This window comes from Nocardia asiatica NBRC 100129 (assembly GCF_000308415.1).
Taxonomy (GTDB): Bacteria; Actinomycetota; Actinomycetes; order Mycobacteriales; family Mycobacteriaceae; genus Nocardia; species Nocardia asiatica.
On record NZ_BAFS01000236.1, the window covers coordinates 1 to 24,200 of the forward strand.

The 24,200-nt window shown below is 70.7% G+C and carries 21 protein-coding genes and 1 pseudogene; 14 read left to right on the forward strand and 8 right to left on the reverse strand.

Annotation, left to right across the window (positions count from 1 at the left end; genetic code table 11):
* Positions 1-906: mechanosensitive ion channel family protein (locus tag ON27_RS23155; RefSeq protein WP_157227289.1), on the reverse strand; the 906-nt coding region annotated here is incomplete at its 3' end.
* Between the two features lie 284 nt (positions 907-1,190).
* Here ON27_RS23155 and ON27_RS23160 point away from each other — a divergent pair.
* Both ON27_RS23160 and ON27_RS23165 read left to right on the forward strand, forming a co-directional pair.
* Positions 1,191-2,807 carry an HD domain-containing phosphohydrolase gene (locus ON27_RS23160; RefSeq protein ID WP_043731704.1) on the forward strand — a complete coding sequence of 539 codons (1,617 nt, stop codon included), beginning with the start codon at positions 1,191-1,193 and terminating at the stop codon, positions 2,805-2,807.
* Positions 2,808-3,087: 280 nt separating this feature from the next.
* On the forward strand, positions 3,088-3,567 hold the full coding sequence (locus tag ON27_RS23165) for a DUF4254 domain-containing protein (RefSeq protein ID WP_043731741.1): 480 nt from the start codon (positions 3,088-3,090) through the stop codon (positions 3,565-3,567).
* 13 nt (positions 3,568-3,580) lie between these two features.
* Here the strand turns inward: ON27_RS23165 and ON27_RS23170 are convergent, their stop codons facing one another.
* Positions 3,581-4,969 carry a cystathionine beta-synthase gene (locus ON27_RS23170; RefSeq protein WP_043731707.1) on the reverse strand — a complete coding sequence of 463 codons (1,389 nt, stop codon included), beginning with the start codon at positions 4,967-4,969 and terminating at the stop codon, positions 3,581-3,583.
* A 102-nt stretch (positions 4,970-5,071) separates the two neighbouring features.
* On the opposite strand from ON27_RS23170, the gene ON27_RS23175 reads away from it, so the two are divergent.
* The 3 genes from ON27_RS23175 to ON27_RS23185 all read left to right on the forward strand — a co-directional run bounded on the left by ON27_RS23175 (position 5,072) and on the right by ON27_RS23185 (position 7,782).
* Positions 5,072-5,533 carry a hypothetical protein gene (locus tag ON27_RS23175; protein ID WP_043731711.1) on the forward strand — a complete coding sequence of 154 codons (462 nt, stop codon included), beginning with the start codon at positions 5,072-5,074 and terminating at the stop codon, positions 5,531-5,533.
* Positions 5,534-5,665: 132 nt separating this feature from the next.
* A complete protein-coding gene (locus tag ON27_RS23180) occupies positions 5,666-6,517 on the forward strand; it encodes an SGNH/GDSL hydrolase family protein (RefSeq protein ID WP_051046920.1) in 852 nt (283 codons plus the stop codon).
* A gap of 44 nt (positions 6,518-6,561) precedes the next feature.
* Positions 6,562-7,782: an acetyl-CoA C-acetyltransferase gene (locus tag ON27_RS23185; RefSeq protein WP_043731712.1), complete on the forward strand. Its 1,221-nt coding sequence runs from the start codon at positions 6,562-6,564 to the stop codon at positions 7,780-7,782.
* Between the two features lie 59 nt (positions 7,783-7,841).
* Here ON27_RS23185 and ON27_RS23190 read toward each other — a convergent pair whose 3' ends face one another.
* On the reverse strand, positions 7,842-8,702 hold the full coding sequence (locus tag ON27_RS23190; protein WP_043731714.1) for a Bax inhibitor-1/YccA family protein: 861 nt from the start codon (positions 8,700-8,702) through the stop codon (positions 7,842-7,844).
* A 133-nt stretch (positions 8,703-8,835) separates the two neighbouring features.
* Complete coding sequence (locus tag ON27_RS23195) at positions 8,836-9,987, reverse strand: class I SAM-dependent methyltransferase (protein ID WP_043731717.1); 1,152 nt, start codon at positions 9,985-9,987, stop codon at positions 8,836-8,838.
* 361 nt (positions 9,988-10,348) lie between these two features.
* Here ON27_RS23195 and ON27_RS23200 point away from each other — a divergent pair, with 361 nt between their 5' ends.
* The 5 genes from ON27_RS23200 (at position 10,349) to ON27_RS23220 (ending at position 19,024) form a co-directional block, all read left to right on the forward strand.
* Positions 10,349-10,924: an AMIN-like domain-containing (lipo)protein gene (locus ON27_RS23200; RefSeq protein WP_043731720.1), complete on the forward strand. Its 576-nt coding sequence runs from the start codon at positions 10,349-10,351 to the stop codon at positions 10,922-10,924.
* 62 nt (positions 10,925-10,986) lie between these two features.
* Positions 10,987-11,634, forward strand: a complete 648-nt coding sequence (locus ON27_RS40040) for a hypothetical protein (RefSeq protein WP_051046921.1) — start codon at positions 10,987-10,989, stop codon at positions 11,632-11,634.
* A gap of 82 nt (positions 11,635-11,716) precedes the next feature.
* Complete coding sequence (locus tag ON27_RS23210) at positions 11,717-12,325, forward strand: DUF305 domain-containing protein (protein ID WP_043731721.1); 609 nt, start codon at positions 11,717-11,719, stop codon at positions 12,323-12,325.
* A gap of 138 nt (positions 12,326-12,463) precedes the next feature.
* Positions 12,464-13,015 (forward strand): Rv2240c family protein, encoded by a 552-nt coding sequence (locus ON27_RS23215; RefSeq protein WP_043731722.1) that lies wholly within the window; start codon positions 12,464-12,466, stop codon positions 13,013-13,015.
* Positions 13,016-13,096: 81 nt separating this feature from the next.
* On the forward strand, positions 13,097-19,024 hold the full coding sequence (locus ON27_RS23220) for a non-ribosomal peptide synthetase (protein WP_051046922.1): 5,928 nt from the start codon (positions 13,097-13,099) through the stop codon (positions 19,022-19,024).
* Between the two features lie 7 nt (positions 19,025-19,031).
* Here ON27_RS23220 and ON27_RS23225 read toward each other — a convergent pair whose 3' ends face one another.
* Positions 19,032-19,367, reverse strand: coding sequence for a hypothetical protein (locus tag ON27_RS23225; protein WP_063711365.1), 336 nt, complete (start codon positions 19,365-19,367; stop codon positions 19,032-19,034).
* Positions 19,368-19,463: 96 nt separating this feature from the next.
* Positions 19,464-20,867: a three-helix bundle dimerization domain-containing protein gene (locus tag ON27_RS23230; protein WP_245560065.1), complete on the reverse strand. Its 1,404-nt coding sequence runs from the start codon at positions 20,865-20,867 to the stop codon at positions 19,464-19,466.
* A gap of 451 nt (positions 20,868-21,318) precedes the next feature.
* Here ON27_RS23230 and ON27_RS23235 point away from each other — a divergent pair, with 451 nt between their 5' ends.
* From ON27_RS23235 to ON27_RS23250, 4 genes and pseudogenes are all read left to right on the forward strand, one after another.
* Complete coding sequence (locus ON27_RS23235) at positions 21,319-22,122, forward strand: SDR family oxidoreductase (RefSeq protein WP_043731724.1); 804 nt, start codon at positions 21,319-21,321, stop codon at positions 22,120-22,122.
* Positions 22,123-22,129: 7 nt separating this feature from the next.
* Complete coding sequence (locus ON27_RS23240) at positions 22,130-22,360, forward strand: hypothetical protein (RefSeq protein WP_043731726.1); 231 nt, start codon at positions 22,130-22,132, stop codon at positions 22,358-22,360.
* Positions 22,361-22,508: 148 nt separating this feature from the next.
* Complete coding sequence (locus ON27_RS23245; protein ID WP_157227290.1) at positions 22,509-22,763, forward strand: hypothetical protein; 255 nt, start codon at positions 22,509-22,511, stop codon at positions 22,761-22,763.
* Positions 22,697-23,070, forward strand: a pseudogene (locus ON27_RS23250) (Tn3 family transposase); the annotation flags it as partial. The gene ON27_RS23245 and the pseudogene ON27_RS23250, both read left to right, overlap by 67 nt.
* Here the strand turns inward: ON27_RS23250 and ON27_RS23255 are convergent.
* Positions 23,048-23,590 carry a hypothetical protein gene (locus ON27_RS23255; RefSeq protein ID WP_043731735.1) on the reverse strand — a complete coding sequence of 181 codons (543 nt, stop codon included), beginning with the start codon at positions 23,588-23,590 and terminating at the stop codon, positions 23,048-23,050. The pseudogene ON27_RS23250 and the gene ON27_RS23255 overlap by 23 nt on opposite strands.
* Positions 23,587-24,177, reverse strand: coding sequence for a CBS domain-containing protein (locus tag ON27_RS23260; RefSeq protein WP_083887753.1), 591 nt, complete (start codon positions 24,175-24,177; stop codon positions 23,587-23,589). The genes ON27_RS23255 and ON27_RS23260 overlap by 4 nt, the downstream gene beginning before the upstream one ends.
* Between the last annotated feature and the right edge of the window lie 23 nt (positions 24,178-24,200).

Below are 24,200 nucleotides of genomic sequence, written 5' to 3' on the forward strand. Positions count from 1 at the left end.
CTTCCCGCCGCCGCCCCGGTGCCGCATGCCCCGCTGTTCCCGATGCTGCGCCGGATCGCCGGGCCACGCCCCGCCCTCGTCGCGGCCGACCGGCCGGTCCCACCGCCAATCCTCGTCCGGACCGGGCCGGTCGTCCCAGTGCTGCCCCCGCGCCGCCTGCTGGTCCATCCACAGTCGCTCCCGCGCGGCGTCCGCGCGGCCGCGCTGGTAGGCCACCGCGTGCCCGCGGACCGCGGGCATCTGCTCCTCCAGATCGGTGAGCAAGTTCTCCCAGCGCTGCTGCATCGGCCGGATCATGCCGCCGCCGACGCCGACCACCAGGATGCCGCCGATGGTGGCCAGCACCGTGATCAGGATCGGCAGCGTCACCGCGGTGGCCACGCCGATCTGGTCGAGCGCCGCCACGATGCCGACGCCCCAGACGAACACCGCCGCGATCCGGCCCACCGTCGCGCCGGAGGACAGCCCGCCGAGCAGGCTGCCCACCATGTCGCGCACCGCGTGGGCCACCGCGCCCGCGACCACCACGATGACGATCGCGACGCCCGCCTTGGGCAGCCAGGCCACCACGCCGGTGATCGTGTCGCTCACCGGATTGGGGCCGAACATCCCGAAGCCGAGTTGCAGCGCGATCAACAGGACCGCGTAGTACGCCAGCTTCGCCAGCACCGCGCCCGCGTCGTAGCGCGTACGCGACAGCAGCTGCCGGACGCCGCCGCGCTCGAGACGGTCGAATCCGACCCGCCGCAGCACCTTGCCGACGACCGCGGCGGCGGCTTTCGCGACCAGCCAGCCGATGAACAGGATGACGAGGAACCCGGCCAGCTCGGGCACGAACGTCGCCACGGAACTCCACGCGTCCGACAACCCCTGTTGATAATCGATAGCCAGACCGGAGGTGCGCATTACCTTCCCTTCGCTATCTGTCGGCGATACGAGTGTTTGCCACGATTGCGTCCCGGCTGGTTATACCTCTAACGCTGGCCCGGAAGTTCTGCATTAGCGAACAATTTGCCATATTTACTCGAAAGCGCGGATAACCTCGCGTTCGATGCGCCGGGCGCCGTCGGTGGATCTTCGCGCCGGCCGCGCGCGGGCTAACTCTCCGCATGCGGCGCGCGACTCGGAACACGCTCCGCGAGAACGGATTCGGGACTGCGCGAACCGCGCCCGGACATTACTGTCGGTGCATGTCGTCGATCCGCGCCACCGAGGTGCTCGCGGCGCTGTCGCTCACCACTGATCTCGCCACCGGGATGCCGTTCGAGAAAGGGCTGGCCACCTGTCTGCTCGCCACCGGCCTCGCCGGGCGGATCGGATTGCCGGACGCCGAGCGCCGCGCGGTCTTCCAGGCGGCCCTGCTCGGCGCGATCGGCTGCACCAGCCGAGCCTCGGAGAACGCCGAGGCCTACGCCGACGACATCGCCTTCCAGCGCGCGTGCCACGTGCTCGATCCGGGCGATCCCGGCGTCTTCGCCGAGCAGCTGCGCCGGTTCGGCAGTTGGTCGCCCGCGGCGCAATCGGCACTGCGCAATCGGTTCGTCGCACAGCTGCCCGCGGGCGGTCCGCGAGCCCTGCGCTCGTCGTGCGAGATCGTCCGGACGTTCGGGTCGCGACTGGGCCTCTCGGACGCCGCCGTTCGCGCGCTGACCGAGGTGGAGGAACGCTGGGACGGACTCGGCGCGCCGCACCGGCTCCGCGGGGAGGCCATCTCGCTGCCGGGCCGGATCCTGCACGTGGCCGAGCAGGCGGTGCTCGCGCTCGACGCGGTAGGCCGGGAACTCGCGCCCGGGGACGGCCTCGCCCCACCCAGCGGCATCGAGCATCGGGCGGAACCGGGCCGGGCCCGCTCCGCCTTGGGCGCCCTCGCACGACGGCTGGACCTCGCCCTCGCCGAGTTGCGGCGACGGGCCGGCGGGCACCTCGATCCCGACTTGGTCGCCGTCTGCGACGCCGCGCTCGTCCGAGAGGCGCTCGGGACGCCCGACCTGCTCGCCGCCGTCCTGGCCGCGGAACCGGGTGCGCCCACCTCGCTTCCCGCCGACGAACTCGACCGGCCCGGCCTGACGCTGGCCATGATCGTGGACCTGAAAGGCCGCTATCTGCTCGGTCATTCGGCGCACGTCGCCGGCCTCGCCACGGCCGCGGCGCCCGGAATGGGCGTGCCCGCCGACGAGCGGGCGGCACTTCGCGCCGCCGCCCTGCTGCACGACCTGGGCCGGGCGGCAGTCTCCAGCGCGGTCTGGGATCGCGGCGGGCCGCTCGGCCCCGCGGACCGGAATCGCATTCGGCTGCACAGCTATTGGACCGAACGCATCCTGCGCCGCTGCCCCGGGCTGGCCGATCTGGCCGAACTCGCGGCAGGCCACCACGAGCGGCTCGACGGAAGCGGCTATCCGCGGGGCAAGCGGGACACTTCAGCCGGCTCCCGGCTGCTCGCGGCCGCGGACGTCTTCGCGGCCTGCACCGAAGCGCGGCCCTATCGTCGCGCCGCTCGTCCCGCGGAGGCCGCGGCCCGCCTGGGCGCCGAAGTCACCGCGGGCCGTCTCGACGGTGACGCCTGCGCCGCCGTCATCGCGGCCGCCGAGGACCGCTCCTGCCGCACCGCCCACGGCCTGTCCGGCATCGAGGTCGACGTCCTGCGCCTGACCGCCCGTGGCCGCAGCGGCCGCGAGATCGCCGCCCAACTGCTTCTTCCCGAACGCACCGTCACCCACCACCTCGCCGAACTGTGTGACAAGACCGGCCAGCGCACCCGCGCGGGCGCGGCCGTCTTCGCCATGTCCCATCAGCTCCTGCCCGGCTGATCGCCCCCGCTCCGAAGAGGTACTCGCGCGCATGGCCGGGCGGCGACGTGCGCGGTGGATCTCACAGGATCGGGGCGGGAAGCGGTAGAGGATTGTTACCTCTTGTCATTCAGGTGCCATGTGGGTGTCACCCTCAGGCCAGTGCGAAAGCGGATGATGAAGGAGGACACGGGCATTGGGGCGATGCCTCCACCACCATTCCATCGGAGGTGCACGATGCACACGTTCTCGATCGACCGCAGCGCACTCCGGTCGGTTCCGAATGCACTGGGAGCCGGCCATGTTCGTGCGTGATCACCTGCCACGGCGCTCGCACGGCGTCACCCGCTCGCTGCCGGATCAGCGCGAACTGGTCGCCGCTTTCGGCGGTCACCCGAGCGATTCGAACGAAGACCACCCGGTGATCGCCTGGGCCAGGACACTGGCCGCGCTGCACCGGCAGCGCCACTGCGACCCACTGGCCGCCGCCGGAATAGATTGCCGCCGAGCCGAACTCGTGGCGACCATCGACGCGTGGGTGGTCGGCCAGCTGCCGAACAGGCGGTCGCCCGACCGTCTGCGCGCCGAATCGCTCGGCGCCACGGTCGACCGCATGGCCGCCGCCCACGTCCACGCCAGCCACCTGCTGCACACCGCCGAGAAGGTGTCCGACGCCCGGGTGCACGCCGCCTGGTACCGGCTGGCCCTGCTGGCCGACGAGTGGACCGATCTGATCACCGGCGGCGTCCGCGAAACGGCGCGCGGCAGGAGACCGGCCTAGCCCGCCGCCGGGCCTACTTGCCGAGGCTGCCCGTGCTGAGGAAGCCGAGCAGGTCGTGGCGGGTGATCACGCCGACCGGCTTGCCGTCCTCGACGACCATGAGCGCGTCGGTGTCCGAGAGGGCCTTGGTGGCGGCGGAGATGGGCTCGCCCGAACCGATCAGCGGGAACGACGGGCTCATGTGCTGGGCCACCGAATCGGTCAGGTGGGCGCGGCCCTCGAAGACCGCCGACAGCAGATCGCGTTCGGAGACGCTGCCCGCGACCTCGCCCGCCATGACCGGCGGCTCGGCGCCGACCACGGGCATCTGGGACACGCCGTACTCGCGCAGGATCTCGATCGCGTCGCGCAGCGTCTCCGACGGATGGGTGTGCACCAGGTCGGGCAGCGCGCCGGACTTGCCGCGCAGCACGTCGCCGACCAGTGGTTCGGCGGTGCCGTCCAGCCGTTCGCGCAGGAAGCCGTAGGAGCTCATCCACTCGTCGTTGAAGATCTTCGACAGGTACCCGCGGCCGCCGTCGGGCAGCAGCACCACGACCACCGCGTCCGGATCGCGCCGCGCCACCTCGACGGCCGCGACGACCGCCATGCCGCAGGAACCGCCGACCAGCAGGCCCTCCTCCCGGGCCAGCCTGCGGGTCATGTCGAAGGAATCCGCGTCGGAGACCGCGATGATCTCGTCCGGCACGGCGGGGTCGTAGGCGGAGGGCCAGAAGTCCTCGCCGACGCCCTCGACCAGGTACGGCCGTCCGGTGCCGCCGGAGTACACCGAGCCCTCCGGGTCGGCGCCGATGATCCGGACCTTCCCGCCGGAGACCTCCTTGAGGTAGCGGCCGGTGCCGGTGATGGTGCCGCCGGTGCCGACGCCCGCCACGAAGTGGGTGACCTTGCCGTCGGTGTCGCGCCAGATCTCCGGGCCGGTGGTCTCGTAGTGGCTGTCCGGGCCGCCGGGGTTGGAGTACTGGTCGGGCTTCCACGCGCCGTCGATCTCGCGGACGAGCCGGTCGGAGACGCTGTAGTAGCTGTCCGGGTGATCCGGCGGGACGGCGGTCGGGCAGACCACCACCTCGGCGCCGTAGGCGCGCAGCACGTTGCGCTTGTCCTCGCTGACCTTGTCGGGGCAGACGAACACGCACTGGTAGCCGCGCTGCTGCGCCACCAGGGCCAAGCCGACGCCGGTGTTGCCGGAGGTGGGCTCGACGATGGTGCCGCCGGGCCGCAGCTTCCCGGACTCCTCGGCGGCGTCGATCATCTTCACCGCGATCCGGTCCTTGGAGCTGCCGCCGGGGTTGAGGTATTCGATCTTGGCCGCGACCAGCCCCGCGTTCGGTCCCACGACCGAGTTCAACCGGACCAGCGGCGTGTTGCCGATGAGATCCACGACATGATCCGCGATGCGCATGGACCCATCGTTGCAGACGCACTAACTGTGAGTTCGCGCACGCCGCGCGCAGCGGGCCCGGACTACCGGCGAACCGGCGCCATCGGCCTTAGGATCGCTGCCATGAGGCAGCCGAACATCGCCCGCGCCGCAACGCTTCTGGCCGGAACGGCGCTGGCTCTAGTGGCCGGATCGGGCGCGCAGGCGCAAGCGGCGACCGTCGAGTTCCCGCAGGTGCCCACGCTGGCGCGCGGTGGTCTGTGCTGGACCAGCATCCGCACTTGGGCCGACACGAGTCCGGATTGGCCCGGTCGCGCCATTCTCAACGTTCGCGCGCTCCCCGTGAGCGGCATCGGGCCCGGCGTCTACCCGCTGGCGCCGCTGTGCGAGGTCCGCACCACGGTGGCCTGGCGCAACGTCACCACCGGCGCGACCGGCAGCTACGACAACGTCGTGGTCACCGGCATCTACGGCAGCATCCAGTACGCGCTGTTCCAGGACACCGGGCCCGGGCTCGTCGAGGTCACCGTCTCCACCGACGCGGCGAGCGTGCCCGCTCGCGGCGCCTTCGTGGTCCCGGCCTGAGGCGGCCTGCCCGGCTCCCCGCGCACGAACGAGGCACTACCGTGGGCGAGCTGCCGATCACTGGCCGTTTCGTCCGGATTTCGTAAAATTCCTGGCGTGAGCGCACCTCGTTTCCGCTGGCGTACGGCGACGATGACCGGCGCCGCGGCAGTGCTGGCCGGTTCGGGCGCGGGCACCGCGTGGTGGGCGGCCTATCGCCTGCTCGTGGCGCAGGCGGGCGTCGCGCGCGGGGTGATCGGCCGGGACACCTCCAAGCCGCCGGAGGCGGACGGCATCTACGCTCCCGGGTGTGTCGCGCCCGAGCCGTGGCGCACCGGCAAGCACGCCGATCTGCACTTGATGATCTTCGGCGACTCCACCGCGGCGGGCGTCGGCTGCCTGGTGGCCGACGAGGTGCCGGGCGTCCGCCTGGCCCGCGGCCTCGCCGAAGCGACCGGCCTGCGGATCCGGCTGAGCACCAAAGCGATCTCCGGCGCCACGTCCAAGGGCTTGGCCGGTCAAGTGGACGCGATGTTCGTCGCGGGGCCGCCGCCGGATGCCGCGGTCATCCTCATCGGCGCCAACGATGTCACCAAGAAGCATTCGATCCGCGCCTCCGCGCGCAGGCTCGCCGCGGCGGTCGCCCGGTTGCGCCGCGCCGACGCGGTGGTGGTGGTCGGCACCTGCCCCAATCTGGGCACCGTCACGGCCATCCCGCAGCCGCTGCGCACCGTGGTGCACAACTGGAGCGCGCGGCTGGCCAGGGCGCAGCACGTGGCGACGACGGTCGCGGGCGGTCGTCCGGTGCGGATGGGCTACCTGCTCGCCCCCGAGTTCCGCGCCGCGCCCGAACTCCTCTTCGCGGCCGACGGCTTCCATCCGTCGGCGGCGGGCTACGAACTGGCCGCCGCGCAATTGCTGCCGGTACTGCTGGAGGCACTGGGCGAGACACCCGCTTTCGGTACTCCACGGCGGGACGTAGATTCGGTACGAACCCGTGAGTAACCGAACGAAGGGTTCGCCAGAACCGTCCGACCCAAGGAGTCCTCATGCCTGAGGCCGTCATCGTTTCGACCGCACGCTCCCCGATCGGCCGGGCCCGTAAGGGTTCGCTGGTCGACCTGCGGCCCGACGATCTGACCACGCAGATTGTGCGGGCAGCGCTCGACAAGGTGCCTGCCCTGGACCCGGCCCAGATCGACGACCTGATCTTGGGCTGCGGTTCGCCCGGCGGTGAGCAGGGCTTCAACATCGCCCGTGTCGTGGCCGTGCAGCTGGGTTACGACTTCGTGCCCGGCACCACCGTGCACCGCTACTGCGCTTCGTCGCTGCAGTCCACCCGGATGGCCTTCCACGCGATCAAGGCCGGTGAGGGCGAGGTGTTCGTCTCCGCCGGTGTGGAGACCGTGTCGCGGTATGTGAACGGTTCGGCCGACAGCTGGCCGAACACGCAGAACCCGCTGTTCGCCGAGGCGCAGGCGCGCACCGCGAAGACCGCCGAGGGCGGCGCGGGCATCTGGCACGACCCGCGTGAGGACGGGCTGATCCCGGATGTCTACATCGCGATGGGACAGACCGCCGAGAACGTGGCGACCTCCACCGGCATCACCCGCGAGGACCAGGACCGCTGGGGCGTGCGCTCGCAGAACCGCGCCGAGGAAGCGATCTCCAACGGCTTCTTCGCCCGCGAGATCACCCCGGTGACGCTGCCCGACGGCACCGTGGTCAGCACCGACGACGGCCCCCGCGCCGGGGTCACCTACGAGGCGGTCTCGGCGCTGAAGCCGGTGTTCCGGCCGGACGGCACCGTCACCGCGGGCAACTGCTGCCCGCTCAACGACGGCGCGGCGGCGCTGGTGATCATGAGCGACACCAAGGCCGAGGAGCTCGGGCTGACCCCGCTGGCGCGGATCGTGTCCACCGGCGTGTCCGGCCTGTCCCCGGAGATCATGGGCCTGGGCCCGATCGAGGCGTGCAAGCGGGCGCTGGCGCTGGCGGGCAAGACCATCGACGACATCGACCTGGTCGAGATCAACGAGGCGTTCGCGGTGCAGGTGCTCGGCTCGGCGCGGGAGCTGAAGATCGACGAGGACAAGCTGAACGTCTCCGGCGGCGCGATCGCCCTGGGCCACCCGTTCGGCATGACCGGCGCCCGGATCACCACCACGCTGATCAACAACCTGCAGACCCACGACAAGCAGTTCGGTCTGGAAACCATGTGCGTCGGCGGCGGCCAGGGCATGGCCATGGTCATCGAACGCCTGAGCTGATCGGCTGAACGACGAAGGGCGGTCGCCGGAGAACCGGCGACCGCCCTTTTGCCGAACGGCTAGTCGTTCTGGAAGTAACTCAGCAGCCGCAGGATCTCGACGTACAGCCAGACCAGGGTGATGGTGAGGCCGAGGGCGACGCCCCAGGCGGCCCGCTCCGGGGCCTGCGCGCGGATCAGCTGATCGGCGGCGTCGAAGTCGAGCAGGAAGCTGAACGCCGCGATGGCGATGACCACCAGGCTGAACACGATCGCCAGCGGGCCGCCGTCACGCAGGCCGAGGCCGCCGTCGATGAAGAAGCTCGCGACCAGGTTGCCCAGCACCAGCACCAGGATGCCGAACATGGCGCCGACGATGATCCTGGTGAATCGCGGCGTCACCCGGATGGCGCCGGTCTTGTAGACCACCAGCATGCCCGCGAAGACGCCGAACGTGCCCAGCACCGCCTGACCGATCATCGCGCTGCCGCCGACGCCGCCGAACGCGATATCGGTGAACATGAACGACAACGCACCGAGGAACACGCCCTCGGCGACGGCGTAGGACAGCACCAGCACCGGGTTGTCCATCTTGTTCCCGAAGGTCGCGACCAGCACCAGCACCAGGCCGACCAAGCCGCCGCCGATCACGAACAGCGGCGCGAGCGAGGTGTTCGCGTTGGTGAGGCCGTAGGAGACGATCGCCGAGAGCGCGAGCACCGCGAGGGTGATGCCCGTCTTGGTCACCACGTCGTCGATGGTCATCGCCCGGGTGGTGGGCGGGGCCTGCTGATACTGCTGCGGGTACTGGCCGTACTGCTGGGGCTGGCCGTACTGGTTGCCGAACTGTCCCGCGGTGGTCACGCCGGAACCGAAGTTGGCGTATCCACCGCCCTCCTGCCTGGGCAGGTTCCTGAAAACCGGATTGCTCGTGGTACGCATGTGAACGGCGTCCCTTTCTGGAGTCGTTGCCGCTGTTCATCGAGTTGGTCCACTCGATATCCAACTGCCCTGTCCAACGTTTGTCATCCGTCGCGAGTTCCCGGTGGGTCTCACAGACCAGACAATTCGGACTCTACCGCTGCCGGGGGTCGTGCAGACCGCGCACGGAACGAGTCACCGTGAATTTCCGGTTGCGTCCCACCACCTCGGTCCGGCCCACCATCCGTTCGACCACGGCCCGGTAGTTCAGGTGCGAGTTGTACACCGTCCACAGCTCCCCGCCGGGGCGCAGCACCCGCCCGGTCTCGGCGAACATCTTGATCGCCGATCCGGTGTGCACGGCAGCGCCGACATGGAACGGCGGATTGCACAGCACCAGATCCGCGCTGTTGTCCGCGGCGGAGGACATCGCGTCGTCGCGCACGACGCACACGCGGTCGGCGACCCCGTTCGCCTCGGCGGTCGCCCGCGCCGAGGCCACGGCGGCGGCGGATTGGTCCGTGGCGGTCACCTTGATGCCCGGCCGCGCGGTGGCCAGCACGACGGCCAGGATGCCGGTGCCGCAGCCGAGATCGATGGCGTCGCGCGCGTCCGGCTTCATCAGCTTCAGGTGCTCGAGCAGGAATCTGGTACCGATGTCCAGGCGCGCGCCGGAGAAGGCGGCGCCGTGCGCGACCACCTCGAGGCCCAGTTCGTCCAGCCGATCGCGCACCGGAAACGGCTGCGCCGCCACCGGTTTGGGCCCGGTCACCAGCAACGTCCGCGACTTCTGCCTGCCGCGGCTGGCGCGCACCTCGGAGAACGTCTGAGCCAGCACGTCGTTCATCGACTTGGTCAGATACTTGTCCCGCCCGCCCGCGTACACCTCGACCGCGGGGTCGGCGTAACGCGCGATCGCGTCGGCGGTCTCGGCCAGCCCGGCCAGCACCCGGGGCAGGCGAAGCAGGACCACTTGGGCATCGCGCAGCAACCCGGCGCCGAGCGGGTGCGCGGTGTAGCGGTCCGACAGCCCGGCCGCACGGGCGTTGTTGGCCAGCGCGAGTTCGCCGGTGAGCAGATCCTGGTGCACCCGCACGTCGCGCAGATCGTGCCCCGCGATGGCGCCGAGGGTCAGTGCGCCGTAAGCGTCACCGACAATGGCTACTTTGCCGCTATCGACGGTCGCCAAGGCGTCGGCCGCGACGTCGAGCAGCAGCCGATCAGCGGCGTCCACGGCGTAGAGGTTCAGCGCCTCCACGTCCGGGTACCGCCGCAGCCGGCTCAGTACGTCATCGACATGTCCCACCCCTCAAGTGTGCTAGATCGTTGCCCATTGTTCGCGCCCACCCCGCCCATTCGATCCCCTAGCCTGCGCGGCCAGCCGGTGCGCGCGCGGAAGCGCAGCACGGCAAGCCCTTTGGCGGCAACGTCGGACGGCGGACGGAAAGCGCCGCGTACCGGTTCGGATGGATACGATCAGGCGCAACCGCTCGGCCTCGGCGATTTGCGGCGCGCGGACCGCGTCGCGACGCGAGCCAATCAGCAAGCCAGGACCGGCATTCCGGCCGGAACCGTGCTCGTCCGGAGCCGCGGCCGTCCGAGGGCGAATCTGCCGCAACACTCTCCGGTTACGCCATCCGAAGCCTTCCGCTGAGTAGCATCGAGCCATGCGCAAAAGGATGGTGCTCTTGGTCGCGGTCGCGACGGCACTGTCGGCGGGCTGTGGCGACAACGAGGCGACGCCGGGGCTCCCGGTCGCTTCCGTCACCGGCACGTCGGCCGCGGTGGCGCAGGCCCCCCTACCCCAGGACACCGCGCCGAAGCAGGGCAAGGCATCCGGTGACGCCGCGTTGACGGTCACCGGCATTCGCCTCGGCCGTCAGGCCGGCTTCGATCGCGTGGTCTACGACCTCGGCGGAGTCGGCACGCCCGGCTGGCTCGTCCGCTACACCGACGCCGCCGTGCAGGACGGCAGCGGCAACCCGGTGGATGTGGCAGGCCGGTCGATTCTCGAAGTGCGCATCCTCGGCTCGGCCTACCCGTTCGACAGCGGTGTCACCCCGTACGCGGGCCCCGACCCCGCCGTCGACCCGGCGGTCCCCGGCGTCGCGGGCGTCTACCGGACGACGGTGTTCGAAGGCGTCACACAGTCGTTCATCGGCCTCCGAGCCGACCGGCCCGCCTTCAGCGTCAGCGCCCTGTCCAACCCGACCCGGCTGGTCATCGACATCGCGAACCCGTAGATCCGGATACACCCGAGGGGTATCTCCCAGCGGCGGAGCGGCGGCGACTAGACTCGGCACTCGTGGTCGAACGCCGCATCCTCCGCGCCGCCGGGCTCGCCCGGCTGCTCGGTGTGCTGGCGTTGCTCGCCGGGGTGCTGGCCATGCACTCGGCGATCTTCGCGAGCGGCCACGCCCACGCCACAGGCGCGCACCCGGCTGCGGCTTCCGAAGCGGTACCCGGACCGGGCGGCGCGGCGCTGGTCGCCGCAGGACAATCCTCCGGCCATCACGAGACGGCGTCGCCCCATCGAGAAGCGGCACCGCCGGCGTCGGACAGCGTGTCGAGCGGCCACGACCGGCATCATCCGCAGCAGCGCCGCCCCGAACCCTTCCGCCCGGCGGATGCGCCCATAGTCGCTGCTGAAATGTCCGCTGCCGCGCAGGTCGTCGCGAGCACCGGTCCGCTGTCCCTGACCGCGACGGCCCGCTCGATCGAGGAGCCGCGTTGCGCGGGCGGCGGGTGCGAAGGCACGCACAGCGCCCTGCACGGGTGCGTGTTCATTCTGGTCGCCTTCGTCGCGATGGCCGCGTTGGTGCTGCTCTACCGTATGGCGGTCGATCGTCCCGGCAACGGTGTGGCGCGACCACGGCACTGGCGGCCGCGCCCGGAAAGACCGCCGCCCTGGACCGTCCTCACCCGGGCCGAACTGGCGATTCTGCGGATCTGACGGGTCCGTCGCCCCCGTGTGCCCGAACCACGGGGCGGCGTCCCTCCGTCCCGAGACTTCCTATTTCGCCAGGAGATGACCCATGTTCCTTACGCGTACCCGCCTGTCCCTCGCGCTCGTCGCGGCCGTCGCGGTGAGCCTCGCCGGATGCGGCGACGACGACACCGGCCACACCGAGCACGGCGCCTCGACGACCACCTCGGCCGCCCCCGGCACGGCCGCACGCGCCGAGCACAACGACGCCGACGTGATGTTCCTGCAGATGATGTACCCGCACCACGCCCAAGCCGTCGAAATGGCGCGGCTGGTGCCGAGTCACACCGACAACCAGCAGCTGCGCGCGCTCGCGGCGAAGGTCGAGCAGGCGCAGGCGCCGGAGATGCAGCAGATCACCGCGCTGTTGCAGAGCTTCGGCAAGCCTGCGCCCACCGCGACCGAAGGGCACGGCGGCCACGGGATGCCCGGCATGATGTCGGCCGAACAGATGGCCGCGCTGGGGGCGGCATCGGGCCCGGAGTTCGACCGGCACTGGCTGACCATGATGATCGAGCACCACGCGGGCGCGATCGCCATGTCCGAGACCGAACTGGCCGACGGCGCGAACCCCGACGCGAAAGCGCTCGCCCGCACGATCATCGCCGCCCAGCAAAGCGAGATCGAGCAGATGCGGACCATGCTCGGCCAGAGCTGACCCGTGGCCCGCACCGATATCGGTTGACCATCGATATCGGTGCGGGTGCGCGTCGCTCGCCCGCACGACGTACGGTCGGGGGGTCCGGCTCTGTTCCTTCGTCCCGGCCGGACTTCCGAGGGGAGTGAGGGACCGACCATGCGACGACTCGAACGCGCCGGCTTGCTCGCCGCCGCGCTGGCCACCAGCGCGGGCGTGCTGATCATCGGCGCTTGCGCACAGCAGGTTTCCGGTACGGCGGAGGTGAACCGGACCGATCTGGCGGCGTACGCCTCGGAGGTGACCTCCTCCTCGGCGGCCGCCTCGTCGTCCCGGGCCGCGGCCGTCGAACGTGCGACCGGATCGGCGTGCGACGCCTTCCTGGCCGCGAACGGCAGTTCGGTGCGGGCGTTCAACGACTACATCGACGCGAGCAACACGAAAGGCCGCAGCGATCCGGATACGAACACCAAAGCCGACACCGCTGTGACGACGTTGCGCAACAACGCGCGCTCGGTCGACCAGAACGTGTCCAAAGATGTGCCGTCTGCGGTCGCGAACCCGTTGCGCGCTTACCGCGACGACACCAACGCCTTGGCCGACACGCTGGACCGGCGTGCCGACACCGACACTCTGAACGCGGCGATCGACCGGTTCAACGCCACCAAGAACACCGCGCTGACGGCGTGCGAGGGGCACGGCACCCGGTGAGCGGGGTCTTCTCATCGGTGAAGACTCCCCCTGGGCGGTTATAGCCTATCCGCGTTGCTGCCCCGCGGAACGGACGAAGTCATGACCAGCGGTACCCGGGATTCTCGTCTGCCCGACCGCGGCGGACGTCGCCGCGCCTCAGCCGAATCGGACCCGGCCACGCTCGCCGCACTGCTGGTCACCGCCGCGGAGCGCGATCCGGATCGCAGCGCCGTGGTATGCGACGGCGTCGAGATAACCTACCGCGATCTCGACACCCGCTCCTCCCGATTGGCCCGCCTGCTGCTCGCGGCGGGAGCGGGACCCGAGACGGCGGTCGCGGTGGCATTGCCGCGTTCGCTCGATTCGGTGCTCGCGGTGTGGGCCATCGCCAAGACCGGCGCCGCCTTCGTACCTGTCGATCCGGCGCTTCCGCCCTCCCGCATCCGGTTCCAGGTCGTCGACAGCGGCGCGACGCTCGGATTGACTCGATCGGCGCATACGGCGACGCTGCCCGCCGAGGTGACCTGGCTCGCGCTGGACGATGCCCGAGTGATCGCACGGGTGGCGGCGAACCCGCCGAGCCCGATCGGGAACTTCGAACGGCCCACGCGGCCGCGGGCCGCTCATACCGCCTACGTGATCTACACCTCGGGGTCGACCGGACGCCCCAAAGGCGTCGCGGTCACCCATGCCGGGCTCGCCGCGCTGTGCGCCGAGCTGGCCGCGCGGCCCCCACTGGACGAGCACGCGCGGGTGCTGAACTTCGCGTCGCCGAGCTTCGACGCCTCGGTGCTGGAGCTGCTGCTCGCCATCTCCCGCGCCGCTACCCTGGTCATCGCCCCGCCCACCGTCTACGGCGGTAGTGCCTTGGCGGAACTGCTCGCGCGGGAGTCGATCACCCATGTCTTCCTGACGCCGTCCGTGCTGGCCTCGATCGAACCCGCCGGACTGCCCGCCCTGCGCTCGGTCATGGTCGGCGGCGAACCATGCCCCCCGATGCTGCCGCGGCACTGGGCCACCGAAGGCCGCGTGTTCCACAACGTCTACGGCCCGACCGAAACCACCGTCATGGCGACGCTGAGCCCGGCGCTGGCGCCGGACGCTCCGCTCACCATCGGCTCGGCCGTGCGCGGCATGCGCTGCCAAGTGCTCGACCACCGGCTGCGCCCGGTCGGCGCCGGTGTGGTCGGCGAGCTGTACGTGTCCGGGCCCGGCGTCGCGCGGGGATATCACGGGCGACCCGGCCTGACCGCGCAACGGTTCGCGCCCGACCCGTTCGGTCCGCCCGGTTGCCGGATGTATCGCACCGGCGACCTCGTGCGGCGCAACGCGACCGGTCACCTGGAGTTCTTCGGCCGCGCCGACGACCAGGTGAAGGTGCGGGGCTTCCGGATCGAACTCGGCGAAATCGACGCGATTCTCGCGACACGGCCCGGCGTCCGGCTGGCCGTGACCGTCGACCGCAAGACCGTCGCGGGCGAGACCACGCTGGCCGCGTTCATCCAACCCGAACCGGGCCACGTCCCGGACCCCGCCGCCCTGGCCGAGGCGCTGTCGGCGGTGCTGCCGAAATACATGGTGCCCGATACGATCACGGTCCTGGAACGGATCCCGCGCACTCCGACCGGGAAGGCCGACCGCCCCGCGCTGCGCGTACGCGCCCTCGACGAGCCGGACCAGCGCGCCCCCGCCGACCTGGGCGAGGAACTGATCGCCGAGGTCTTCGCGCGCGTCCTCGGCCGGGAGCGGTTCGGCGCGGACTCCGATTTCTTCGCGGCGGGCGGCAACTCGCTGCTGGCGACACAGGTCGCCGCGCGCCTGAGCGAAATATGGCGGGTCCGCGTTCCGCCGCGGCTGGTGTTCGACCATCCGACGGCGCTCACCCTGGCGACGGCTATCCGATCGCAGCCCTTCGGCACGGTCCGCCCGCGGTTGCGCGCCCGCACCAGGCCCGCGCGCATCCCGCTCTCCCCCGCGCAGCTGCGATTCTGGCTGCGCAACCGATTCGACCCGGCGTCCTGGGTGGACAACATCGGCTTCGCGCTGCGGCTGCCGGACCTGGACGTCGCGGCCGCGCGCGCCGCCTTGGCCGACACGGTGGAACGGCACGAGTCGTTGCGCACGATCTACCCCGCCGACGACGCCGGACCTCGGCAGCGGATTCTCGAGCCCGGACGCGCGACCGCCGATTTCGCGGTGGAGGAGCTGCCCGAGGACGACGCGGTGCCCCACCGGGTGCGTTCGATCCTGCGGCAGGGTTTCGACGTGGCGGCCGAGGTGCCGCTGCGGGTCCGGCTGCTGCGCACGCCCACCCAGTACGTGCTGGTCTGCGCCCTGCACCACATCTGCGCCGATGGGTCGTCGCTGGCGCCGCTGGCCCGCGACGTCGCCCTGGCCTACGCGGCCAGGGCCGCGGGGGCGCCGCCGACCTGGCGGCCACCGGAGGTCCAGTACGCCGACTACACCCTGTGGCAGCGGGACTTGCTCGGTTCGCGCGACGATCCGGATTCGCCGCTGTCGCGGCAACTCTCGTTCTGGACCCGCGAGCTGGCCGGGCTGCCCGGCGAACTCGACCTGCCCGCCGACCGGCCGCGACCGGCGGTGGCCACCCTGCGCGGCTCGGCCACCCAGCGCTCGATTCCCGCGACCCTGCACCGGGACCTGCTCGCCGTCGCGGGCACGCACCGCGCGACCCTGTTCATGGTCATGCGCTGCGCGCTCGCCGTCCTGCTCGCCCGCCTGTCCGGAAGCACCGACATCGCGATCGGTGTGCCGACGACCACTCGGACAGAACCCGCGCTCACGAATGTCGTCGGCGTATTCGTCAACACGACCGTCTCCCGCACCGTCATCGATTCCGCCGAGGGCTTCACCGGGCTGCTGCGCCGCTGCAGGGAGCGGGATTTGGCCGGTTTCGCGCATGCCGACGTTCCCTTCGAGCACGTGGTCGACGCGATCGCCCCGGCGCGCTCGCCGGGCCGCCACCCGCTCTACCAGGTCGGCTTCGCGTTCCACAACTTCACCCAGCCCACCCTCGAGCTGTCCGGTCCGAGCGTGTCGCTCCTCGACGTGGACACCGACACGGCGAAAACCGACCTGCACATCGACGTGGCCGACACCCGCGACGCCGACGGCGAGCCGGACGCGATCGTCATCCGGTTCGTTTACAGCACCGACCTGTTCGACGAACACACGGTGCAGCGTTTCCTCGACGGTTACATCCGCGTCCTGCGCCAAGTCGCGGCCGATCCCGGTGCCGCCGTCGGCGACCTGGACATCATGGATCCGGTCGAGCACAAGCGAATCCGGTTCTGGGGTACGGGTTCGGCGAGCGAGGTCCCGACCGAGCCGCTCACCGCCGCTTTCGAGCGGCAAGCCAGGGCGACGCCGGACGCGATCGCGGTGGTTCACGGGCCCGAGACGATCACCTACGCGCAGCTGCGTGAGCGGTCCGCGCGCCTGGCCCGATGGCTGATCGAACAAGGCGTCGGCCCGGAGACCGTGGTGGCGGTGGCGATGCGGCGTTCGATCCAGCAGGTCGTCGCGCTGTACGCGATCGTGGCGGCGGGTGCGGCATGGGTGCCGATCGATCCCGGCCACCCAGCCGAGCGCATCCGGCACGCACTGGCGTCGGCTGCGCCCCGGTGTGTGCTGACCACCGGCGCGGACGATTTCACGGCGACCGACGCCTACGACGTCGGCGCGCTGGACCTCGATCGCTTCGATCCGGCGCCCGTGACCGGCGACGAGTGCCGCACGCCGTGGCACGCCGACCAGCCCGCGTACGTCGATGCCTCCTGGTCGACCGGCCGCACCGAGAGCGTGGTGGTCGCGCACCGGGCGATCGCGCACCAACTCGCCTGGATGCAGTCCGAATACGGCGTCGACGCCGCCGACGTGTATCTGCACAAGACCCCGGCGACCTTCGACGTGTCCCTGTGGGGATACTTCCTGCCGCTGCGTGCGGGCGCACGGCTGGTCCTGGCCGGGCCGGAGGAGCACCACGACCCGGCGGCGCTGCGCCGCCTGATCGCCGAGCATCGGGTGACGCTCGCCGATTTCGTCCCCGCGCTGCTGCCCTTCTTCACCAAGCGCACGACGGCGGACGAGATGGTCTCGCTGCGCGCGGTTTTCGTCCTCGGCGAGGCGCTGTCCCCGCAGACCACGCGCGGCTTCGCGGGTGCGTTCCGAGCCGGGCTGCACAACCTGTACGGGCCGGCCGAGGCCGCGGCGAGCGTCGTCCGGCAGGCCGGTCCGGCAGCCGACCGCACCGGGTCCGGCATTCCCATCGGCGTGCCGGGATGGAATTCGCGGTGCCAGGTCTTGGACGAGCGGTTGCGGCCGGTTCCGGTCGGTGTTCCGGGCGAACTCTATCTGGGTGGCATAAACCTCGCCCGTGGCTACCATGGCGCGCCCGGCGCGACCGCGGCACGCTTCGTCGCCGATCCGCTGCACCCTGGCGAGCGGATGTATCGGACCGGCGACCTCGTTCGCTGGAATCGTGGTGGCGCTTTGGATTATCTGTGCCGCAGCGACATTCAGGTCCCTGACCACCGCAAGGAACGCGGCGGGACCGAGACGGCTTCGCTACCACGGCCGATGTCCGGCGCCCGCCCCGGCACGCCGCTGGAACGCGCGATCGCGGAGGTCTTCGCCGACGTGCTCGCGGTGTCCCCGATCGGAGCCGGGGACGACTTCTTCGAACTCGGCGGATCGTCGCTGCTCGCGTTCACGGTGCACCGACGGCTGTCGGCCCGGCTGCGGCGCGACGTGCCGATGTCGGCTGTTCTCGCGGCCCCGACGGTCGGTGGCCTGGCCGCGCGGCTGTCCGAGGCGGCCGCGCCCACCGCCGCGACCCCGGCGCGCGACGCCGTGCTGGAACCGGACATCGACATCGGCGGATGCGCCCCCGCGCACACCGGCCCACCGCAGGAGGTCCTGCTGACCGGCGCGACCGGCTTCCTCGGCGCACACCTGCTGCAAGAACTGCTGGACCGCACCGAAGCGCGAGTGTGGTGCGTGGTGCGCGCCGACGACGCCGAGGAAGGCATCGACCGCATCCTCGCCGCGCTCAACCACTACCGGCTCGCCGGAGCCTGCGCCGCGCAACGAATCGTGGTCGTCGCGGGTGACCTCACCGTCCCGCGCCTCGGCCTGGACCCCACCGACTACGACCGCCTCGCCGACAGCGTCGACGCGATCTACCACAACGGCGCGCGGGTCGATCACCTCGACCCGTACCCGCGGCTGCGGCAGGCCAATGTCGAGGGCACCCGGGAGTTGTTGCGGCTGGCGACGAATCGGCGGGTCAAACCGTTCCACTTGGTCTCCACCGTCGGCGCGGCCGTTCCCACGACTCCCGACGCGCCGGTGATCACCGAGGACGTCCGCCTGCGCGCCGACCAGGTCCCCGGTAACGGCTATCTCGCGTCCAAATGGGTGGCCGAGGAACTTGTCCGCCAAGTGGGCGAGCGCGGGGTGCCCATCGCCATCTACCGGCCGGGCGCCATCTGCGGCTGTCCGAGCGTCGGCGTGAACAGCACCGACGACGCGCTGTGGAACATGGTGCGCGCCGCCGCGACGCTCGGCATGGCGCCCGACCTCGGCGACGCCACCGTCAGCCTGGTTCCGGTGAACTACGTGGCGGGCGCGATCGTGGAGATCTCGGTTCGCCCGCGCTCGGAAACCGTGTACCACCTGGTCAACCGGGCCCCGCTGGCAGTCGGGGAGATCCTCGCCAGCCTGCGTGCGCACGGACTGCCGGTGGCGACGGCGCCGGAGGACGCGGTGCGCGCGGGGCTGGCACGCGAGGCACGGCGCCGCGACGCGATGGGCGACGATTCCCTGCTGCGCGCGGCGCCGCTGAGCACCGATTTCGCCGAGTTCGCCGGGCACGTCGACTGGGCCGACGCGCACAGCCGCGCTGCGTTGGCGGGTACGGGAGTGGACTGCCCGGCAGTGGACCGCACAGTGGTGGACACGTTCGTGCGGGAATTCATCGATTCGGGCTTCCTGCCCCGAGATTGAGAGATCGTCAGTACCCCGGCGGCACGGTGGCCCGCGCGGCGGGTTGTTCGGTGCGCTGCCGCGCCCGCGCTCGGGCGCGCACCTGCTCCAGCACGATCAGGCCCACGCCGACCAGCAGGAAAACGACCGAGATGATCGCGGCCGCGACGGACAGACGGGCGAACCCCCAGCCCGCGAACACCGCGGCCGTGATCGCGACCCCGGCCGACACCAGCACCAACCCGTAACCCGGCCAGTTCCTGGTGTCGGCCATCGCCGCTCCCGGTCGCGGCGCGTTGTCGCGCGCGATGTCCGGAGCGTCATCGATCGGAGGGATCTCCCATGGCCCGTCGTCCGCTGTCACTGGCGCTTCCTCCCGCCGCGATGCCGACAGTTGTTCCGGCACCTGATGCGAAAGGGATGCCCGGATCGACTTCACCGAAACGCGAGCGGGCAGGCTTCAGTTGTAGATCTTGGTGACTCCGTCGAGCAGATGCTCCAGCGTGTCGTAGGTCGGAGTCGCGACCACGTCCAGCAGTTCCGCCGGGACCGGAACGTTGCGTTCGGCGGCGACCTTCGCGAACTGGGCGCCGTCGTTGGTGCGGAAACCGTGCTCGGCGGCCAGCCGCTGCAACTGCGGGTCGGTGGACAACAGGCGGCCCAACCGGTCACCCGTCTCGCCGAAAGGCACCAGCGTATGCCGGGACAACACCGTCGGCGACGGATACAACAGCGTCATCTCGGGTTTCACCTGGCCGCGCACGGTCGCCTCGACGTACTGCGCCTCGTAGATCCAGACCATCGGCGTCGGGCCCATTCCCGTGGCGAGGTAGTTGTTGAACGGCCCCTCGGTGGTGTTCTCGGTGTAACCCTGACCGACGAACAGCCGCGACAAAGCGGGCAGCACCGCCTGCTCGGCGCTTTGGCCCTGCACGATCGTGTTGTTGTTCGCGACATAGCTCGCCGCGGCCAGATACATGGCGGCGGAATTGGAGGTGCGCGGGTCGGTGGTGGAGATCAGGATGTTCTTGCGCACCGGGTAGGCGGTGTTGTCCGGCAGTTCGTCCCAGCGCGTGCCGCTGCGTACCAATTCGAGGTAACGGCGCAGGTCCAGTGTCGACACCGGGCCCGGGCGCACCGCCCCGGTCTTCGCCAGCAAATCGACGATCGGCGTGAACGTCGCGACCGCCATCGGCGAGGAGAACGGCGTGTATTTGGCGGTCACGTTGCGCTGCCGTTGAATTCGCTCCGCCGCCTGTTCGCTGGACGGGAAAGCGAAGTCGAATTTCGTGAGATCGATTGAGGTGGCGATCTGCCGCGAACCGGCGGGCTCGACCTCGACGCGCACGCCGTTGCGCGCCAGCGCGTCGATCACCTTCGGGTCCTGGAAGAACGGCATCTTCTCCGACCCGACCACACCATGGATCACCGTGAGCGGCGCGGCAGGAGCCGGGGCCGCAGCGGGAGCCTCGGCAGCGGGCTGGCGCACGGCGAGCACGACGGCGATCACCGTCACGATCACGACGGCGCCCACCGCGTATGGCGCGAAACGCTTCTTCGACGACCACAACGCCCGAAGGTCCGGCAGATTTCCGGAACCGGCCGCTGCGGGCTCCGGATCCTTTTCCAACGGAACCGTCGCGGGTTGGACTTCCGCTTCGGGTGTCTTCTCCAATTCCCGGCGCACCACTCGCTCGATCAGGATCGGAACGAATTGCCGCACCGGGCGGCCGGCGAACTTCTGCCGCGCCGCACCAACGGTGCTCTCGATATGCTCAGGAGAATAAGTCTCGGTGTAGTTTTCGACCAGCCGCTCCGTCATCTGACGAATCGCCTGTTCCTCACGGACGGTATCGACTACCACCACAATCTCCTCGGCGTCGGGGGGTTACGCGGCAGCGTCTCCGGCCTGCACCGCGCCGGCCAACATTAGCCCCATCGCATGACCGGCGACATCCGCGCGGACTTCCCGCCAGTGAACGATTTCGCCTGCGCCGGTGCACATCTCGTGTCGCCACGTACGCCTGTCCGCCCAGCTCACAGGCCCGTGACCGCCCCGGGCAAGACGCCTGTGGCACCGCAGCGCGTCCGCTTGCGATCCCGAAGCCGCCATGGAGAATTCAATGGGCAATCCCCGAGCCGCCACCACGCGTTGTATTCCCGTTTCCCCCGCCGCGCGGACCGGACGGACGTGTCGCCGCCACGTCGGTTCCGTACCCGGCCGACCGCATCGGCAGCCACAGAAGTTACTTACCGGTAGCGCAGGTCGGCGAGTTGACGATATCGTCAGCGTGTTGCCGTCGAAAAGGAGCGTTATGTCTCGCGTCGCTGTGGTCACCGGTGCGTCGTCCGGAATCGGGAAGGCTACGGCCGCCGCGCTGGCCGGGCGGGGATACCGCGTGATCGGAACCAGCCGCAACCCGGATGCCATCGGCGCGGACGCCGTGGTGCCGGGGATCGAGTACCGAGCGCTGGATCTGACCGACGCCAGCTCGCTGGCAGCCTTCGCCGCCGGTCTGGACCAGGTCGACGTGCTGGTCAACAACGCGGGCGAAAGCCAGGCGGGTCCGCTGGCCGAACTGCCCACCGACGCCGTCGAGCGACTGTTCCAGCTCAATGTGCTCGGCCCGGTCGCCCTGACCAAAGCGGTGCTGCCCGGCATGCGCGAACGCGGGTACGGACGGGTCGTGATGATCGGATCGATGCTCGCCAGCTTCCCGATGCCCTACCGCTCCTCCTACGTCGCCACCAAGGCGGCACTGCGTAGCTTCGCGGTCGCCGCGCGCTTCGAGGAATCGCCCTTCGGCGTCTGGATCACCGCCGTCGAGCCCGGCCAGATCGACACCGGCCTCCGCGAGCGACGCACCAAATACCTCGTCGAAGGTTCTGCCCACACAAAGGATTTCACGACCTTCATGGCGAAACTCGATGAGAAGCAGGCGCAAGGCATCACCCCCGAGAAGGTCGCCGCCACAATCGTCAAAGCTATCGAAGCCGACCGCCCCCACCCTCTCTACGCCATAGGCAGCAACGCCCCCGCCCTCTTCACCCTCAGGCGCCTCCTCCCTCGCACGCTCATGGAACGCGTCATCGCTCGTGCCCACGGTCTTTCCCGCTGACCGCGCGATGGCACTGTACGCAGAGGTCCGAAAGCTGGAAGAGTACGAGCGAGAGGTCCGCTACGCCTACACCAACGTGTCCGGAGTCGAGCGAACCCTGCGCCTCGACAAGGCCACCGAGACGATCCGCCCGGAGACCGGCGCCGCCGACTTCCTGTTCCGCGCGGTGGCGCGCAAGATCGCCTCGGCGTGGGTGCACGGCGAGAGCGCACCCGATCGTCTCATCGTGCAGTCGTGACCGGCACGCCGGACACAGCGTCCGCGGCCGCGACGGATGGCGGCGGTTCGGCATCCGCTCCCTGCCGCAGGCGACTCGGATCGGTGTCGGCGGGCGAGAAACCGGCGACGACTCGCATACGGCAAGGCGTCTGCGGAGAATCGAGCCTGTGACTGGTCCTGTGCTGACGCCGCAGCGGCGAGCGGAACTGGCCGAACTGCTCGGGGACGAGGCGCGGCTGAAGGCCGAGTATCCGAGAGTCGCCGAGTATCTGGACACTGCGGCGACCTTGTCGGGGGCGGGTGACGCGGAGGCCGACGCGGCGTTCGACTCGGGGTTCGTGCATTACATTTCGGCCAGCTCGACAAGGGCGAGCATCCGCACGCGCTACGCCGGGATCTGTTGTATGCACACGAGGGGATGATCCGGGCGCGGCACCTGGAGGCCAGACCGAGCAAGCCTGGTGTTCGACCGTGTCCACCGACGCTGTGATCGCCTCACCGGCTACGTATTACGGGCTTGCCGTCGAGCAGATGCGCCGATCCGGTCGCCGGATCGATGACGAGGTGTTCGTGCACATCGGCCCGGCGCACAGCGCCGACATCGACTTCTTCGGCGCGATCGAGGTCGACATCGACGCGGTCGGGCCGACCGGGTATCGGCCGCCGCGCGTCCGGGACACCCGTTCCGACTCGGCACGCCCCCGAATCAGGCCCCCGGTGTGGTGGTGACGTGGTGGATGCGCAGGTCGGCGGGGGCCTGCCGGGCGAGCCGGCGGCGGGTATCGCCGGTGAGCAGTCCGGCCTCGGGACTGTGGGCCGAGACGAGCTGGTCGGCGTGGTGGAGCCGGCACAGCCGCAGCAGCGTGGTGGCGATGCGGTGGTGGCGGGGGCGCCAGCCGCGCCGATAGGTGCAGCTGAGGGTGTGGACACCGATGCCGCGGATGCTGAGCCCGTGGTGGTCGATGCGGGTCAGCAGTGGCGCGAGGGCCGCGGTGGCGGCGCGGGCGCGTTGGGTGTTCTGCCAGGCTACGAGGCGGGCGTTGAGCGTGAGCCGCGCCGGTGGGTGCAGCACCGCCACGATCAGCTGGTCGTGGGAGCTCAGCCGCGCGGCGGCGGCCGGCAGGGTGCGGACCGGCGCCGGGTCGGTGGCATCGATGACGAGCACGAGTGTGGTCGTGCCCGGGGACGGGGTGTCGGGTCCCGGTGCGGGTGCCCGGGTCGGACAGGTGCGGTACGGGGAGGTGGTCATCGTCGGCTCCCAGTGGTGGCGGCGACACCGTCGGTGGCGGTGGCCGGGGGTGTGGCGGTGAGGGTGACCTCGCGGACCCCGGGCACGGTGCGGGCGAGGGCGATGGCGATGCGGCGTTCGGAGGCGTCGGCGAAGACCCCGGCGATGGTGACGGTGCCGTCGCGAGCGGTGGCGCGCCAGCGGCGGGCGCCGGTGTAGTCGTCCAGACATGCCTGGGCTCCGGCGGCGATCGTCTCGTCGGGGCGCAGCATGAGCCGCAGCGCGTCACCGACGCTGAACATGCCCTGCACCCGGCCCTGGTCGTCGAGCACCGGCAGCGAGCGGACGCCGTGGGCCAGCAGCATCGCGATCACCTCGGTCAGGTCCTGGTAGGCGGCGGCAGCCGGCGCGGGGGTGGTCATCGCCGCCGCGACCGTGGCCTGCGCGCCGGGTTCCCCGGCGCGCAGGATGTCGCCGCTGGTGAGGACCCCGGCCAGCCGCTGGTCGCGGTCGAGCACCGGCAGGGCGGCGAACCCGCGTTCGGCCAGTGTCACCGCCGCACCCGTACCGGGGTNTCGGTGTAGACCGTCACCACCGGGACGGCACATCACCTCGTGGATACGCAGTCTGC